This window comes from Pseudomonas sp. NPDC087612, assembly GCF_044743505.1.
In the GTDB taxonomy this organism is placed as follows: domain Bacteria; phylum Pseudomonadota; class Gammaproteobacteria; order Pseudomonadales; family Pseudomonadaceae; genus Aquipseudomonas.
Map to the genome: position 1 here is coordinate 262,041 of NZ_JBIUWO010000009.1, position 14,429 is coordinate 276,469.

A 14,429-nucleotide genomic window follows, 5' to 3' on the forward strand; every position below is an offset into this window, starting at 1 on the left:
GCTCCTCAGGCGCGAGGCATGCCGAGCATGCGCTCGGCGATGATGTTGCGCTGAATCTCGTTGGTGCCGGCGTAGATCGGCCCGGCCTGGGCAAACAGGAAGCCATCCAGCCACTGGCCGACATCGCCGGCGGCGGGTGCCTCGGGCAGCAGTTCGGCGCGCAGGCCAAGGATGCTCAGGGCGGTTTCGTGCATGCGCTGGTCGAGCTCCGACCAGAAGATCTTGTTGGTCGAGGATTCCGGGCCGATCTTGCCGCCCTTGCCCAGTTTCGAGGCGCTCATGTAGGTCGCCAGGGTGTAGGCCTCGGCGTCCAGCCAGGCGCGCATCACCGCCTCGGCAATCGCCGGGTCGCGGTCGGCAGCTTCACGGTTGTCCAGGTACAACTGCACCAGGCGCCGGGCGGTTTCCTGGAAGCGCGCCGGCGAGCGCAGCATCAATCCGCGCTCGAAACCTGCGGTGGACATCGCCACGTGCCAGCCCATGCCCTCGCCGCCCAGGGCGTTCTCTACCGGCACCTTGACGTCGTCGAAGAAGATCTCGGCAAAGCCCGGCAAGCCATTGAGCTGCGCAATCGGCCGCACGCTGATGCCGGGGCTGTCGAGCGGCAACAGGATGAAGGTCAGGCCGTGGTGGCGCTGGGAATCGGGGTCGGTGCGAAAGATGCCGAACAGCCAGTCGGCCCAGACCGCGCGGGTCGACCAGGTTTTCTGGCCGTTGATCACATAGTGGTCGCCAACCCGCTCGGCGCGGGAGCGGATCGCCGCCATGTCGGAACCTGCGCCCGGCTCCGACCAGCCCTGGGCCCAGATGTCCTGGCCGGTGGCCATGCGCGGCAGAAAGCGCGCTTTCTGCGCTTCGCTGCCGTATTCCATCAGGGTCGGGCCGAGCAGAAAGATGCCGTTCTGGTTGACCCGTGCCGGCGCCCCGGCGCGGTAGTACTCTTCTTCGAAAATCAGCCATTCGATCAGGTCGCAACCGCGCCCGCCGAGTTCGGTCGGCCAGGTGACCATGCCCCAGCGGCCTTCATTGAGGCGGGCCTCCCAGGCCCGGTGCTGGGCAAAACCGAGTTCGGTGTCGAACGATTGCAACGCTTGCGCCGGTACGTTGGCCGCGAGCCAGGCCCGGGCCTCGGCACGCAAGGCCTGTTGCGCCGGTGTGTAAGTCAGGTCCATCGCAGTACCTTCAGCCGTTGAAGTGGGCATCGCGTTTCTCGACGAACGAGTCACGCGCTTCCTGGGAATCCTGGGTGCGGTAGGCTTCGAGGGTGAAGCCCTGCTCCCAGCGGTATTTGTCTTCGAGATTGCCGTCCTCGATGCCGTTGAGCGCCTCCTTGGCCAGGGCGATCATCGCCGGGCTCTTGGCGGCAATGCTGCGGGCGATCTGTAGCGCGGTGTCGCGCAACGCCTCACGCTTGACCACCCGCTCGACGGCGCCCAGGCGGTAGGCCTCGGCGGCATCGATCATCTCGCCGGTGAAGTACATGTGACGGACCTTCTGCACCGGGAACAGGCGCTGCAGGTGGGCACCGCCACCCATGGCGCCGCGGTCCACCTCGGGCACGCCAAAGCGTGCGCAGTCGGCGGCGACGACGATGTCGGCAGCGCCGCAGATACCGATGCCGCCACCAAGGACAAAGCCGTGCACGGCAACGATCACCGGTTTCGGGTTGCGGTGGATGGCCTTGAAGCTGTCGTAGTTGCCCTTGTTGACCGCGACGATCAGGTTGCCGTCGGCGGCCAGTTCCTTGATATCGACCCCGGCGCAAAAACCACGGCCTTCGGCGCGGATGACGATCACCCGCACCTGCGCATCGCAGCCCAGCGCTTCAATGGCGCTGGCGATTGCCGCCCAGCCCTGGCAGTCGAAAGCATTCACCGGTGGCCGGTCGAAGACCAGCTCGGCAATGCCGTTGTCGATACTGACGCTAAATGTGCTCATGCCCTTCCCCTTCATGAAATACGGCGGCTCAGTTCGCCCAGGCGCGCTTGCGCGTCACCGACGATCTGCGCGATCAGTTCGGCGCAGCTGGGCAGGCTGTGAATGTTCGCTGCCACTTGCCCGGCCGGCAGTACGCCCTCGGCGGGCAGGCCGTCGACCATGGCCTTCTGGATCACCATCGGCGCGTTGGCGGCCATCAGTGCCTGCGCCGCGCTCAGCTCGCCGCTGCCGCGCATCTTCAGCGCGCTGGCGAGCAACTGCGCCAGGCTGGTGCCGCTGTGGCGGCGGTAGGCCAGGCCACTTTTGAGCGCCAGCAACCAGCGCTTGAGGCCGCCGCTGGCTTCCAGCGCATCGAGCAGTTCGTTGCGGATCATTCGTTGCGGCATGCCGTCGATGGCGCGGCTGACGATCACCGCCGCCGGGTCGTTGACTGCCAGGTAGCGGGCCAGGGTCGCACTCGGCACCGGGCTTTCGGCGCTCATCAAAAAGCGTGTGCCCATGGCAATGCCAGCGGCGCCATAGGCCAGGGCGGCGACCAGGCCCTGACCGTCCTTGAAGCCGCCAGCGGCGACCACCGGCACCTTGAGCGCCTCGACCACCTGGCCGAGCAGCAGCGAAGTCGGCACCGCGCCGGTATGCCCGCCGCCCTCGCCGCCCTGGATGGTCACCGCGTCGGCGCCCATTTCCACCGCCTTTTGCGCATGCTTGAGGGCGCCAACGGTGGGGATGCAGACCACGCCGGCATCTTTCAGTCGGGCGATCATCTGCTTGCCCGGCGAACGGCTGTAGCTGACCGCCTTGACTTTGTGCCGAAGCACCAGCTCGACGATGTCGGCGGCATTGGCCTGGTACATGTGAAAATTGACCCCGAACGGCTGGTCGCTAAGGCGCCGGGTCTCGACGATCGCCGCTTCCATGCGTGCCGGCTCGATGGTCGCGCCGGCAAGAAAACCGAAGCCGCCGGCGTTACCGGTGGCCGCCACCAGGCGCGGCTCGGCAACCCAGCCCATGGCGGTCTGGATGATCGGGTAGCGACAGCCCAACAGTTCGGTGAGCGGCGTTTGCAGGCAGACCGTCATGCTTACGCCCCCTCCGGCTTGCGCTGGGCACTGGCCATGGCGCGGGCGTCATAACCGCCCAGGCGGTCGCCGGACACCAGCTCGTTGTGGGCGTGAGCGAAGTGATGCAGGCCGAAGACCATGTCCATGGTCGCGCGCTTGCCCATCAAATCCTCGGCGTTGTTCACCGCCTGCTTGCTCAGTTGCAGGCCCAGGCGCGGCATTTGCGCGATGCGCTCGGCGATGGCCAGGGTTTCCGGCTCCAGGGCCTCGCGCGCCACCACCCGGTTGACCATACCCATCTGGTAGGCCCGCGGCGCCGGCATCGGCGTGCCCATGAACAGGAATTCCTTGGCGATCCGCGGGTTGAGCTCATGCACGTGGGCAAAGTATTCGACCCCGGGGATGCCCATGCGCACCACCGGATCAGTGAAGTAGGCATCCTCGCTGGCGACGATCAGGTCACAGACCCAGGCCAGCATCAGGCCGCCGGCAATGCACGCGCCCTGGACCATGGCGATGGTCGGCTTGGGCATCTCGCGCCAGCGCCGGCACATGCCCAGGTACACCTCCTGCTCGCGGGCATAGAGAAACTCGCCGCCCGGTTTGTCGACGTGGTCGTACCACAGGCTGACGCGCTCGAAGCTCTGGTTGACGTCGCGCTCCGGGGTGCCGATGTCGTGACCGGCGGAAAAATGCCGGCCGGCCCCGCACAGCACGATGACCTTGACCGCGTCGTCGGCGCAGGCCCGGCGAAACGCCGCGTCCAGCGCGTAGGTCATGCGCGAGTTCTGCGCATTGTGGTACTGCGGGCGGTTCATGGTGACCATGGCCACCGCGCCACGGACCTCGTACAGCACCACCTCGGCCTGGTTGTTATTGTTCTGTTCGCTCATCGATTGCTACTCCGGCAAGGCGTACTGCCCGGGCCTGGCTCAACGCAGGTTGCGCTGGCCGGCGGGGTTGTCTTTCAACTGGCTGGCCCGCAGGTTGTGCGGGTCGAGGCGCCTGATCAGCTGCAACTGCGCCTCGCTGGGCGCGGCAGTAACCGGGCAATCGGCGTCCACCTGCAAGGCGAAGCCGGTGTTGTCCTGCACCTCATCGACACTCACCCCCGGGTGCAGCGAGCGGATCCGTACCTGGTGCTGCGGGCCGTGGAAATCGAGGACGCACAGGTCAGTGACGATCAGACGGATATCCACCTCATCCAGCGCCCAGCCTCGGGCCAGGCGCGCCGGGTTGTAGCCGATCGAGGAGACCATATCGACCTCGCCTTCGACGAACACCCGGCGGTTGTGGTTGGGCACGAAGAACGAGTTGGCATGGCTGATCGAGTTGCCCGGCAGGCCGCGCACCCCGAGCATCTGCGCCTTGGGCCGGGCGTAGTCGCCGATGCATGAGAGGTTGGCCTGGCCGAAGCGGTCGATCTGGATCGGGCCGACCAGGGCATGGCGCTTGCCGCCCCAGACGTTGTCGAAAATCCGTGCAAAACCCATCCAGCTGTCGCGCTTGGGTTGATAGCCGTTGCGTGCGCCGAGGGGCACAGGTTCCGCGACCATGTAGGCTTCGGAATCGGTCATCAGCAACTGCGGGTTGCTGGTCAGCATGCTCAGGGAGGCGGCCAGGCGCGGGATCACCCCGATGCCGGTGGCCAGGACTTCACCGTCGTCGCGCCAGGCCTCGGAGGCGGCGCAGATCATCAGTTCGGCGAGGCTGTACGTCGTAGCTGGCGTGGTCATAGAAAACTCGCTTAGAAAACCGGCAGGGGAAGCTGACGGATGGCGCCCAGGCCACCGACCTGTTCCAGGTACTGCTCGTGGGAGCAGGCGACAAATTGCTCGACATAGGTCTGCCAGCCCTCCTCGGCCTGGGCCGAGGCGGTGTAGGCCTTCAAATGCGGCACATCGAAACCGTACAGCGGCGCGCATGACGAGGGGTGCGCACCGCCCGGCACATGGGCCACGGCGGTGGTCAGGTTGCGCTCCCAAAACACCTGGTGCGCGCGCTCCGGCGCACTGTGGAAGTAGTCGCTGTCGACCAGCTGATCGCAGGTCACGTAGCTGTGGCGGGCGGCGCGCACGAACAGGTCGTCCATGTAGTGGTCGGGGCCGCTGATCTGGCAGACCCCGCGGGCATCGGCACGGTCGACGTGGATCAGTGCCGCGTCGAGGTCAAGCGCCGGCATCGCCACCCAGTCCTTGCCGTCGGCATAGGGCGAGGCCACCAGTTTGATTTGCGGGTTGTGGCGCAGCACATCGGTGCCCAGGCCGACCGCCGTGGGAATGAACGGCACGCCCATGGCCGCCGCGCGCAGGCCAAGCAGGAGCATGCCTTCGTCGATCTCCATGACCTCGATGGCGGCGTCCTGGCGGGCCTTGCGAAAGTACGGCTCGAGCGGAATGAAATCGAGCGAGACGAAGGCGAATACCAGCTTCTTCACCTTGCCCGCGGCGCAAAGCATGCCGACATCGGCACCGCCGTAGGCGACCACGGTCAGGTCCTTGAGGTCGGAACGCAGGATCTCGCGGATCAGCGCCATGGGCTTGCGCCGCGGGCCCCAGCCCCCGATGCCGAGGGTCATGCCGTCGCGCAGCTGGCCGACCATCTGCGCCGTGGTCATTTGTTTGTCCATCATCGTTGTCCTCATGGGCGGCCGACACTGAAGTCGTGGCCCCAGTGGCTGACCACCGTGCTTTCGAAGGGGGTGTGCTGGTTCCAGTCGACCACCAGGCCGTCACAGCCGTACTCCAGGTCAAAGCCTGAAGGGGTTTTCATGTAGAACGAGACCATCTGGTCGTTGGTGTGCTGGCCGAGGGTGGCCGAGAGCTTGACGCCGTGGGCGTGCATGCGGTCCAGGGCGCGGCCGACCTCGTCGAGGCCGTCGACCTCGACCATCATGTGCACACAGCCATGGGGCACCGGGCATTCGAAGATCGCCAGGGAGTGGTGACGGCCATTGTTGCAGTGCAGAAAATGAATGCGCTTTTCCGCCTCGGCCGGGTCAGGGGTGAAGCGCACTTTCATCAGGTCCGAGAGGCCAAAGCCCATGACCCGCTGATAAAAATCGCGGCAGCGCTCAAAGGTTGGCGCCGGCAGCACCACGTGGCCCATGCCCAGCTCATGGGTGACAAAGCCCTTGACTGCCACCGGCGAGACAAAGCGGGCGAAATCCTGGCGCGGGCCCCAGAACAGTTCGTGGCGGTTGCCGTCCGGGTCGCAGAACTGCGCCACCGCCTGGACCTTGCGCAGCTCGGCCTGGGCGGCATTGCCGCGCTCGACGGCGATATCGGCCTGCTGCAGCTCGGCGATTGCCTGCTCGAAGGCGGCCTCGCCGGCCAGCTCCCAGCCACAGGCGCCGAAGCTGTCCTGGTCGCTGTGCAACACCAGGAGGCGGTACGGGCGATCGTCCATTTTCAGGTACAGCCGGGCGCTGTCAGCGCCCTCGCCGGCCACCATCATGCCCAGCACCTGGGTTGCGTAATGACGCCATTGCGCCAGGTCGGTGGACAGCAGGGTGACGTAACCCAGGCCGCGGATATCCATGCTTGTTGTCCTCGCGTTGATCGACGTGTTGAGCGCTATTCAAGCCCGCTGCACAAGGCCGGGCATCGTCTGTTGGGACTAGCGCTATCGGGTGAATTTCGCGGGTCTGTGGGAGCAGGCTTGACCCGCGATGCTTTCACCTCACTGCTTGCGAAAATGCGGAATCACCTTCTCGCCGATGTTGCGCAGGGTCTCCAGCTGCGCCCATTGCGGCACCGTGCCCATCTGGCAGATGAACAGGATCTCGTCGGCGCCGGCATCAATCAGGCGTTGCACGTAACCGATGCAGTCCTCGACCGTGCCGTAGGCATGGTTGGGGTTCATCATCGCCATGGTCGGGTCGGAGAAGTCGACGCTGACTTCCTCGGAGGCAAAGCGCGACTTGATCACTGCCTGGCCGTTGCCGTCGACGTAGGTGTCGTCTTTCCACTTTTGCGGGTCTGGCCGCTCGCCGCCGCCGTACCAGTAGCCCAGCGACTCCATGAAGTAGCGCTGGCCACGGATGCCGATGCGCCGCGCCAGTTCGTTGTCGTCGAGGACGATGGCCGGGCACAGCGCGGCGATGTGGCGGTTGGGGCGAAAGCCGACCTGCTGCTTGGCGTCACGGTTGTCCCAGGCCTGGTGGTACACCTCGACCTTCTTGGCGATTTCCTCCGGGCCACCGAAACCCAGCACCAGCGCGCCCATGCCACGCCCGCCGGCGTTCTTCAGCGATTCGGTGTTGGTGCAGGCCAGGTACATCGGCGGGTGCGGGTCCTGGTACGGCTTGGGGTGGATCGGCCGCTTGGGGATCTGCACGAAGTCGCCGTGGTGCTCGATCTCGTCCTGGACGAAAATTTTCGGGATCAGGTACATGGCTTCATCGATCTGCGGCTGCAGGGTCGCCAGGTCGTAGCCGAAGGTGCCGGCCTCCTGCTGGGTACCGCCCTTGCCCACGCCGAAATGCACCCGGCCCTTGGATAGCAGGTCGAGGGTAGCGATGCGCTCGGCGACCTTGACCGGGTGGTTCATCGCCGGCGGCAGGCACACCACGCCATGGCCGATGCCGATGCGCTCGGTCTTGCCGGCGACAAAGGCGAGCATGGTTTCTGGCGCCGACATGTGCGAGTAATTGCTCAGGGCGGTGTGTTCCACGCACCAGAAGGTGTCGAAACCGAGCTGGTCGGCCAGTACTGCCTGCTCGACGGTGTCATCGAAGATCTTGCGGTCGCCTTCGCGGCTGGAGTCCACCGTCTGTGCTTCGTAAATCAATGAGAATTTCATGCTTGATCCTTGTTCTTGTTAACGGCTCGGTCGGCGCCAGGGACCCGCGCCTTGCCACCATGCTCGGGGATCGCCGCGCCGCTCGAATCCCGCAAACGGACTAGCCGGTTTCTGTGATCTGGCGCTTCAGAGGAAGAAGTCGCTGCTGTCCTGGCCCATGCTCACGCCGCCCAGGTTCCAGGCGTACTTGGCCGGGTTGTTGGCAACGTGGGCGCGGCCGGTATGAATGTCGCGAAAGGCGCGGTTGATGGCGTGGCTGCAGAAAATCGTCGAGGCGCCGCTGTTGAACATCAGCTCGGCCACCGCCTTGGCGCACTTGTCGGCGACCAGCGCCGAGTCGTAGCGCATCTTCACCCGCGTCTGCATGGCCAGGGCGTCGCCGGCCTCGGCGGCCTTGAGCATGAAATCGAAGTTGCGCAGCAGCACCGTGCGGCACTCGTCGACGCAGACCATGGCATTGGCCAGGGCGGTTTGCGCCGCCGGGTCCTGGAGCATCTTGCGCCCGTCATTGACCCCGACCCGGCTGCGGTTGTGCTCGACGAACAGATCGATCGCGCCCTGCAGGGCGCCAATGGCCGACGACGACACCGCGCGCACGAAGATCTGCCCGAACGGCAGGCGGAACAGCGGCGCGCTGTTGACCGCGTTGCCCGGGCTGTACTGCATGAAACCGTCAGCAGCGCGGTGGGTGCGGTACTCCGGGACGAAGGCATCGCTCACCTGGATGTCGTGGGAGCCGGTCGCCTCCAGGCCCATGACATTCCAGTTGTCGATGATCTGGTAGTCGCTGCGCGGCACCAGGAAGGTCCGGTAGTCCGGCGCCCCGCCCGCCTCTTGCGGCGGCACCAGGGCGCCAAGGAAGGCCCACTGGCAATGCTTGCTGCCCGACGAAAAGCCCCAGCGGCCGCTGAGCTTGAAGCCGCCCTCGACCCGCTCGACCTTGCCCACCGGCATATAGGACGACGAAATCAGCACGCTGGAATCCTCGCCCCAGACATCCTCGGCGGCGCGGTCGTCGAACAGCGCCAGTTGCCAGTTGTGGATGGCCACCACCCCCAGCACCCAGGCCGAGGACATGCAGCCTTCGGCGAGGGTCATCTGCACCTCGAAAAAGTCCCGCGGCTGCAGCTCGTAGCCTTGCCAGCGCGCCGGCTGAAGGATGCGGAAAAACCCGGCGTCGTGGAAATCGCGCAGGGTTTCTTCCGGTAGCTGGCCACGTTGCGCGGCATGGGCGGCACGTTCACGCAGGATCGGCACCAGCTCGCGGGCGCGCTGGGCCAGACGCTGGCGTATCAGGTCGTGATTGAGCATGTTGTTGTTCTCCTCTGATCACCCCGTCCGCCGGGGCGCGCGTGCAGCAGAGGCGCAACCGGCCTCTGCCCCGGCATTCAAGCAAGGCGCCCGACGGCCAACATCCCTCAAACGGACCATGCCGCGACGGCGTGGCTCGACTTGGGTTTGTACGAAAAGTCGCCGAGCGGCGATCAGGCAAGGCGAAAACAGGCGAGGAACGGCCGGGGTCGCGCACGACTTTACGAGTTGTAAATGAGCATTCCGAGCCTGTTTTCAACGCAGCATGATCGTCGCGCAGGCACTTTCCGTACAAACCCTAGTCCCCTCGGACGATGTTGGGCCTTGCACCGATTGCAAGAATTCATCGCACTCCAAGCCAACCAGAGGCCGTGCGATGAACAACAACACTCTCAAAGCCGACATGCTCCAGGCCATGCGCCGCCTGGCCAAGTCCGTGACCATCATCAGTACCAGCAACGGCACCCAGCGCTTCGCCATGGCCGCCACTGCGGTCGACTCGCTGAGCACCGAGCCGCCGTCGCTGCTGATCTGCGTCAACACCAGCGCCTCACCGCATGCCGCCCTGGCGGACGGCGCCGACTTCTGCGTGAACATCCTCGGCGTCGAGCAACAAGACCTGGCGCACCTGTGCAGCGGCGCGATCAAGGGCGAGGCGCGCTTCGAGCGCGGCAACTGGCAGACCAGCGAAGAAGGCATTCCGTTTCTGGCCGACGCGCAGTCATCGATTCTTTGCCGCCAGGACGGGCGCATGACCTATGGCACCCACACCATTTTCATTGGCCGCATCCTGCGCATCCGCACCAGCGCCAGCATCACCCCGCTGGTCTATCTGGATGGCAGCTACACCACCACCGCAGCGCCCGCGCGCATGATCGCGGCAGCGGGCTGAGGCCGGGCCATGAACAGCCTGAGCGCATTGGCGCCGCTGCGGGTGGAGCATGCGGGAGAGCTGCACTGGCACGCCGCGGCCGAGCTGTTGGTGGTCGGCTTTGGCGGCGCCGGGGTCTGCGCCGCCATCGAGGCCGCCAGCAGCGGCCTCAGTGTGCTGGCCCTGGACCGCTTCGCCGGTGGCGGCGCCACGGCGCTCAGCGGTGGCGTGGTCTATGCCGGTGGCGGCACGCCCTACCAGCAGCGCGCCGGCTACCCGGACAACAGCGAGGCGATGTTCAACTATCTGCGCCAGGAAGTCGGCGAGGCGGTATCGGCCGACACCCTGCGCGACTTCTGCCAGCGCAGTGTCGAGCAACTGGCCTGGTTGGAGCGCCACGGCGTGGCCTTCGAAGCCAGCGTGCCGCCACAGAAAACCTCCTACCCCAGCGACCGTTACTACCTCTACTACTCGGGCAACGAAGCGGTGCCGGCCTACGCCGCGCAAGCCACACCCGCCCCTCGCGGGCACCGCGCCAAAGGTCCGGGCATGTCCGGTGCCAGCCTGTTTGCGCCGCTGCGCGCCAGCGCCCTGAAGCTCGGCGTGCGCCTGCGCAGCCAGTGTGAAGTGCGCCAGCTGGTGGTCGACAACCACGACCGGGTGCTCGGTGTGGTGGCCTGGCAACTGCCTGCCGATAGCCGCGCCGCCCGCCGCCATGCACGCCTGGCGCGCTGGGTCAGCGTCCTGCAGATGTACGCCCCGGCGCTGGCCGAGGTGCTGCGCAAGCGCCTGCGGCAGATCGAGCAGCGCCATGCCGTGCGCACCCTGATTCGCGCCGAAAAAGGCCTGCTGCTCAGCTGTGGCGGTTTTATCTTCAACCGCGAGCTGGTGACCCGGCACGCGCCGCAGTACCTGGCCGGCCTGCCGCTGGGTAGCAGCGCCTGCGATGGCAGCGGCTTGCTCCTGGGCCAGAGCGCAGGCGCCAGCCTGGCACGGATGGACAAGATCAGCGCCTGGCGCTTCATCAACCCGCCGCTGGCCTGGGCCCGCGGCATGATCGTCAACGGCCTGGGCCTGCGCTACTGCAATGAAGAGGTGTACGGCGCCACCCTCGGCCACGCCATGGTTGAAGAACAGCGCGGCAAGGCCATCCTGATTCTCAACCGCGCCCTGGTGCGCCAGGCGCTCAAGCAGGTCGGCCCGGGCAAGGTGTGGAACTTCCAGCGTTTGCCGGTGCTGCTCAACCTGCTGTTCAACGCCAAACGCGGCAACAGCCTGGAACAGCTGGCCGAACGCTGCGCCTTGCCCCCCGGCAACCTGCGCCAGAGCGTGGCGCAGTACAGCAGCGCGGCCCGAGGCGAAATCGCCGACCCGCTGGGCAAGTCGGCGGCGATGCTCTGCCCGCTGGACAGCGGCCCTTGGTATGCCCTCGACCTGTCCTATGACAGCCGCCTGTTCCCCTGCCCGGCCCTGACCCTGGGCGGCCTGCGCGTCGACGAGCGCAGCGGCGCGGTGCTCGACCGGCACGGCGCGCCGATCGCCGGGCTGTACAGCGCCGGGCGCAATGCCGTGGGCGTGGCCTCCAACCTGTATGTCTCCGGCCTGTCCCTGGCCGACTGCATTTACTCCGGGCGGCGCGCTGCGGCGCATATCGCCGCGCACGCCGCCCGCAACCCCGCACCATCAGGAGAACAACCATGCAACGTGTAGAAGGCAAAGTCTGCATCGTCACCGGCGCCGCCAGCGGTATCGGCCGCGAGGACGCCCTGCTGCTGGCCAGCCAGGGCGCCCGGGTGGTGCTTACCGACCTCAATGAACAGGCCGGTCGCGAAGTCGCCGCGCAGATTGGCAGCAAGGCGCTGTTCATCCGCCACGACATCGCCAGCGAAAGCGACTGGCAGCAGGTGGTCAAGACCACCCTGGAGCACTTCGGGCGCCTCGATGTGCTGGTCAACAACGCCGCCATCCTGGTGGCCGGCACCATCGAGGACACCTCGCTGGAAACCTGGCAGAAGGTCCAGAAGATCAACGGCGACGGTTACTTTCTCGGCTGCAAATATGCCATTGAAGCCATGAAGGACAGCGGCGGTGGCTCGATCGTCAATATGTCCTCGGTGGCCGCCCTGGGCGCCATGCCGATGTTCTGCGCCTATTCGGCCTCCAAGGGCGCGGTGGCGGCGATGACCCGCTCCATCGCCCTGCACTGCAAGCAGCAGGGGTATCGCATCCGCTGCAACAGTGTGCACCCGGACGGCGTCAACACGCCGATGACCCAGGCCCTGGCCGGTGGCCAACCGATCGACCAGGCGCTGCTCGACCAGGACCCGATGAACCGCATGTGCGCGCCGCGCGATATCGCCAACGTGGTGCTGTTTCTGGCCAGCGACGAATCGAACTTCGTCAACGGCGCCGAACTGCGGGTGGACAACGCGCAATTGATCAGCGGCATTTGAGGCGAAGATGAACATGGGCATGCAAGCGCTTGGGCAGGACTCGCTGGTGTCGGCCAGCGGCAGCTATCGGCTGCAGGTTTGCGCGGTGATCGACGAAACCGCCGATGCGCGCTCGCTGGTCCTGGAGGTGCCGGCGCAACTGCGCGAGCGCTTTCGCTACAAGCCGGGGCAGTTCCTGAGCTTTCGCGTGCCCTGTGCCGGCAAACTGCTGACCCGCTGCTACTCCATGGCCAGCTCGCCGCTGTGCGATGCCCGGCCCAAGGTGACCATCAAGCGGGTTGTCGACGGGCGGGTGTCGAACTGGATGAACCAGCAGGTGCAGGTCGGTGACTGGCTCGAAGTGCTGCCGCCGGCCGGGCATTTCTGCCTGGATGAACGCCAGTCCACTGATCCTTCGCGGCCACTAGTGCTGTTTGCCGGTGGCTCGGGCATCACTCCGGTGATGTCGATCCTCAAGTCGGTGCTGCACAGCGGCGCTCGATCCGTCAGGCTGGTGTATGCCAACCGCGACGAAGCCTCGGTGATCTTTCGCGACGAGCTGCGCCAGCTGAGCCAGGATCACCCGCAGCGCCTGCAGGTGATCCACCTGCTCGATTCACTGCAGGGCTTTTTGCGCGACGCTCAGGTCCAGCAACTGGTCGGCGAAATGCGCGGCGGCGACTACTTCATCTGTGGCCCGGGGCCGTTCATGGACACCGTCGAGCGCAGCCTGCTGGCCCTGGGCGAAGCTGCCACGTGCATCCATGTCGAGCGCTTCGTCTCGCCGCCCGACCCGGATCAACTCGCCGCGCAAGAGGCCGTTGCCCGCGCCGTCAGCAGCGACTCGGCCTGTGAGCTGCTGCTGGTCGAGCTCGACGGCGAGCAACACGAAATCCGTTGCCAGCCCGGCGATACCCTGTTGCAAAGCTGCCGGGCGGCGGGCCTGGACGTGCCGTCTTCGTGCGAAGAAGGCTTTTGCGGGGCCTGCATGTGTACGGTGCTCGAGGGTGAAACGCATCTTTCGCGCAACGATGTGCTCAGCGCCCGCGAGCTGGAGGAAGGCTGGACCCTGGCCTGCCAGAGCCGGCCACTGGGCGCGCGGGTGCGCTTGCGCTTCCCCGGCTGAGGGCCGGTGCCCGCTAGTCTCATCGGACGATCACTGCGGCCCCGACTGCGGTTAGACTCGGCGCCAGCAGCCCCACAACAATAAGACAGAGGTTCAGTTATGGCTCGTTTGCACAACAAGGTCGCCGTGGTTACCGGCGGCGCATCGGGTATCGGCCTGGCGTGCGTGCGCCGCTTCATTGCCGAGGGCGCCGAGGTCGTCGGCCTGGACATTGGCCAGGCGCCGGCGGACTTCCCCGGCCTGTTCATGAGCCTGGATGTGCGCGATGAAACCCGCGTGCAGCAGGTGATGAGCGAAGTCATCAGCCGCTTCGGGCGTATTGATGTGCTGGTCAATGCCGCCGGCGTCGCCGACCAGGGCAGCGTGACCCAGACCAGCACCGCCAACTGGCAGCGGGTGCTGGACATCAACCTCACCGGCAGCATGCTCACCAGCAAGCACGTGCTGGCGCAGATGGAGGCCCAGCGCAGCGGCTCGATCATCAACATCGGTTCGATCTTCGGCCTGCAGGGCTGCGACGGCAACGTTGCCTACAACGTCTCCAAGGGCGGCATCAACCAGCTGACCCGCTCGATGGCCATCGACTACGGCTACGCCAACATCCGCGTCAACGGCCTGTGCCCGGGCCTGATCGAAACGCCGATGACCAGCATGGTCCGCGAACAGCAGGCATTCCACGCCTTCTTCGCTTCGCAGCACATGCTCAACCGTTCCGGGCAGCCGGACGAAGTGGCCAACGTCGCGCTGTTTCTTGCCTCTGACGAAGCGTCGTTCGTCAGCGGCCAGATGATTGCCGTGGACGGCGGTTTCTCCGCTGGCCGCCGCTTCGCCCCGCCTAGCGCCTGACCCGCGGTGCCGGGCAGCCTGCCCGGCGCTTTCCCTGCTCA

Annotated in this window: 14 protein-coding genes; 5 read left to right on the forward strand and 9 right to left on the reverse strand. The window is 66.2% G+C overall.

Going from position 1 to position 14,429, the window contains the following annotated elements:
* Positions 1-5 precede the first annotated feature (5 nt).
* The 9 genes from ACIOVF_RS20240 to ACIOVF_RS20280 all read right to left on the reverse strand — a co-directional run bounded on the left by ACIOVF_RS20240 (position 6) and on the right by ACIOVF_RS20280 (position 9,113).
* A complete protein-coding gene (locus ACIOVF_RS20240) occupies positions 6-1,172 on the reverse strand; it encodes an acyl-CoA dehydrogenase family protein (protein WP_045201610.1) in 1,167 nt (388 codons plus the stop codon).
* A 10-nt stretch (positions 1,173-1,182) separates the two neighbouring features.
* The gene (locus ACIOVF_RS20245; protein WP_045201612.1) at positions 1,183-1,938 is read right to left on the reverse strand and encodes an enoyl-CoA hydratase family protein; all 756 of its coding nucleotides are present in this window, start codon (positions 1,936-1,938) and stop codon (positions 1,183-1,185) included.
* Between the two features lie 11 nt (positions 1,939-1,949).
* On the reverse strand, positions 1,950-3,017 hold the full coding sequence (locus ACIOVF_RS20250) for a nitronate monooxygenase family protein (RefSeq protein ID WP_045201614.1): 1,068 nt from the start codon (positions 3,015-3,017) through the stop codon (positions 1,950-1,952).
* 2 nt (positions 3,018-3,019) lie between these two features.
* Positions 3,020-3,892 carry an enoyl-CoA hydratase gene (locus ACIOVF_RS20255; RefSeq protein ID WP_195883619.1) on the reverse strand — a complete coding sequence of 291 codons (873 nt, stop codon included), beginning with the start codon at positions 3,890-3,892 and terminating at the stop codon, positions 3,020-3,022.
* 39 nt (positions 3,893-3,931) lie between these two features.
* A complete protein-coding gene (locus ACIOVF_RS20260; protein ID WP_401292007.1) occupies positions 3,932-4,735 on the reverse strand; it encodes a CoA-transferase subunit beta in 804 nt (267 codons plus the stop codon).
* Between the two features lie 11 nt (positions 4,736-4,746).
* On the reverse strand, positions 4,747-5,628 hold the full coding sequence (locus ACIOVF_RS20265; RefSeq protein WP_401292069.1) for a CoA transferase subunit A: 882 nt from the start codon (positions 5,626-5,628) through the stop codon (positions 4,747-4,749).
* A gap of 11 nt (positions 5,629-5,639) precedes the next feature.
* Complete coding sequence (locus ACIOVF_RS20270; RefSeq protein ID WP_401292010.1) at positions 5,640-6,539, reverse strand: VOC family protein; 900 nt, start codon at positions 6,537-6,539, stop codon at positions 5,640-5,642.
* A 141-nt stretch (positions 6,540-6,680) separates the two neighbouring features.
* Positions 6,681-7,802: an LLM class flavin-dependent oxidoreductase gene (locus ACIOVF_RS20275; protein WP_045201622.1), complete on the reverse strand. Its 1,122-nt coding sequence runs from the start codon at positions 7,800-7,802 to the stop codon at positions 6,681-6,683.
* Between the two features lie 126 nt (positions 7,803-7,928).
* Positions 7,929-9,113: a flavin-dependent monooxygenase gene (locus ACIOVF_RS20280; RefSeq protein WP_401292014.1), complete on the reverse strand. Its 1,185-nt coding sequence runs from the start codon at positions 9,111-9,113 to the stop codon at positions 7,929-7,931.
* A gap of 376 nt (positions 9,114-9,489) precedes the next feature.
* On the opposite strand from ACIOVF_RS20280, the gene ACIOVF_RS20285 reads away from it, so the two are divergent.
* The 5 genes from ACIOVF_RS20285 (at position 9,490) to ACIOVF_RS20305 (ending at position 14,388) form a co-directional block, all read left to right on the forward strand.
* The gene (locus ACIOVF_RS20285; protein WP_045201626.1) at positions 9,490-10,005 is read left to right on the forward strand and encodes a flavin reductase family protein; all 516 of its coding nucleotides are present in this window, start codon (positions 9,490-9,492) and stop codon (positions 10,003-10,005) included.
* Positions 10,006-10,014: 9 nt separating this feature from the next.
* Positions 10,015-11,694, forward strand: a complete 1,680-nt coding sequence (locus ACIOVF_RS20290; protein WP_401292017.1) for an FAD-binding protein — start codon at positions 10,015-10,017, stop codon at positions 11,692-11,694.
* Complete coding sequence (locus ACIOVF_RS20295; protein ID WP_045201630.1) at positions 11,682-12,437, forward strand: glucose 1-dehydrogenase; 756 nt, start codon at positions 11,682-11,684, stop codon at positions 12,435-12,437. The genes ACIOVF_RS20290 and ACIOVF_RS20295 overlap by 13 nt, the downstream gene beginning before the upstream one ends.
* A gap of 13 nt (positions 12,438-12,450) precedes the next feature.
* Complete coding sequence (locus ACIOVF_RS20300) at positions 12,451-13,542, forward strand: 2Fe-2S iron-sulfur cluster-binding protein (protein ID WP_401292021.1); 1,092 nt, start codon at positions 12,451-12,453, stop codon at positions 13,540-13,542.
* Between the two features lie 99 nt (positions 13,543-13,641).
* The gene (locus tag ACIOVF_RS20305) at positions 13,642-14,388 is read left to right on the forward strand and encodes an SDR family NAD(P)-dependent oxidoreductase (protein WP_401292024.1); all 747 of its coding nucleotides are present in this window, start codon (positions 13,642-13,644) and stop codon (positions 14,386-14,388) included.
* Positions 14,389-14,429: the final 41 nt, after the last annotated feature.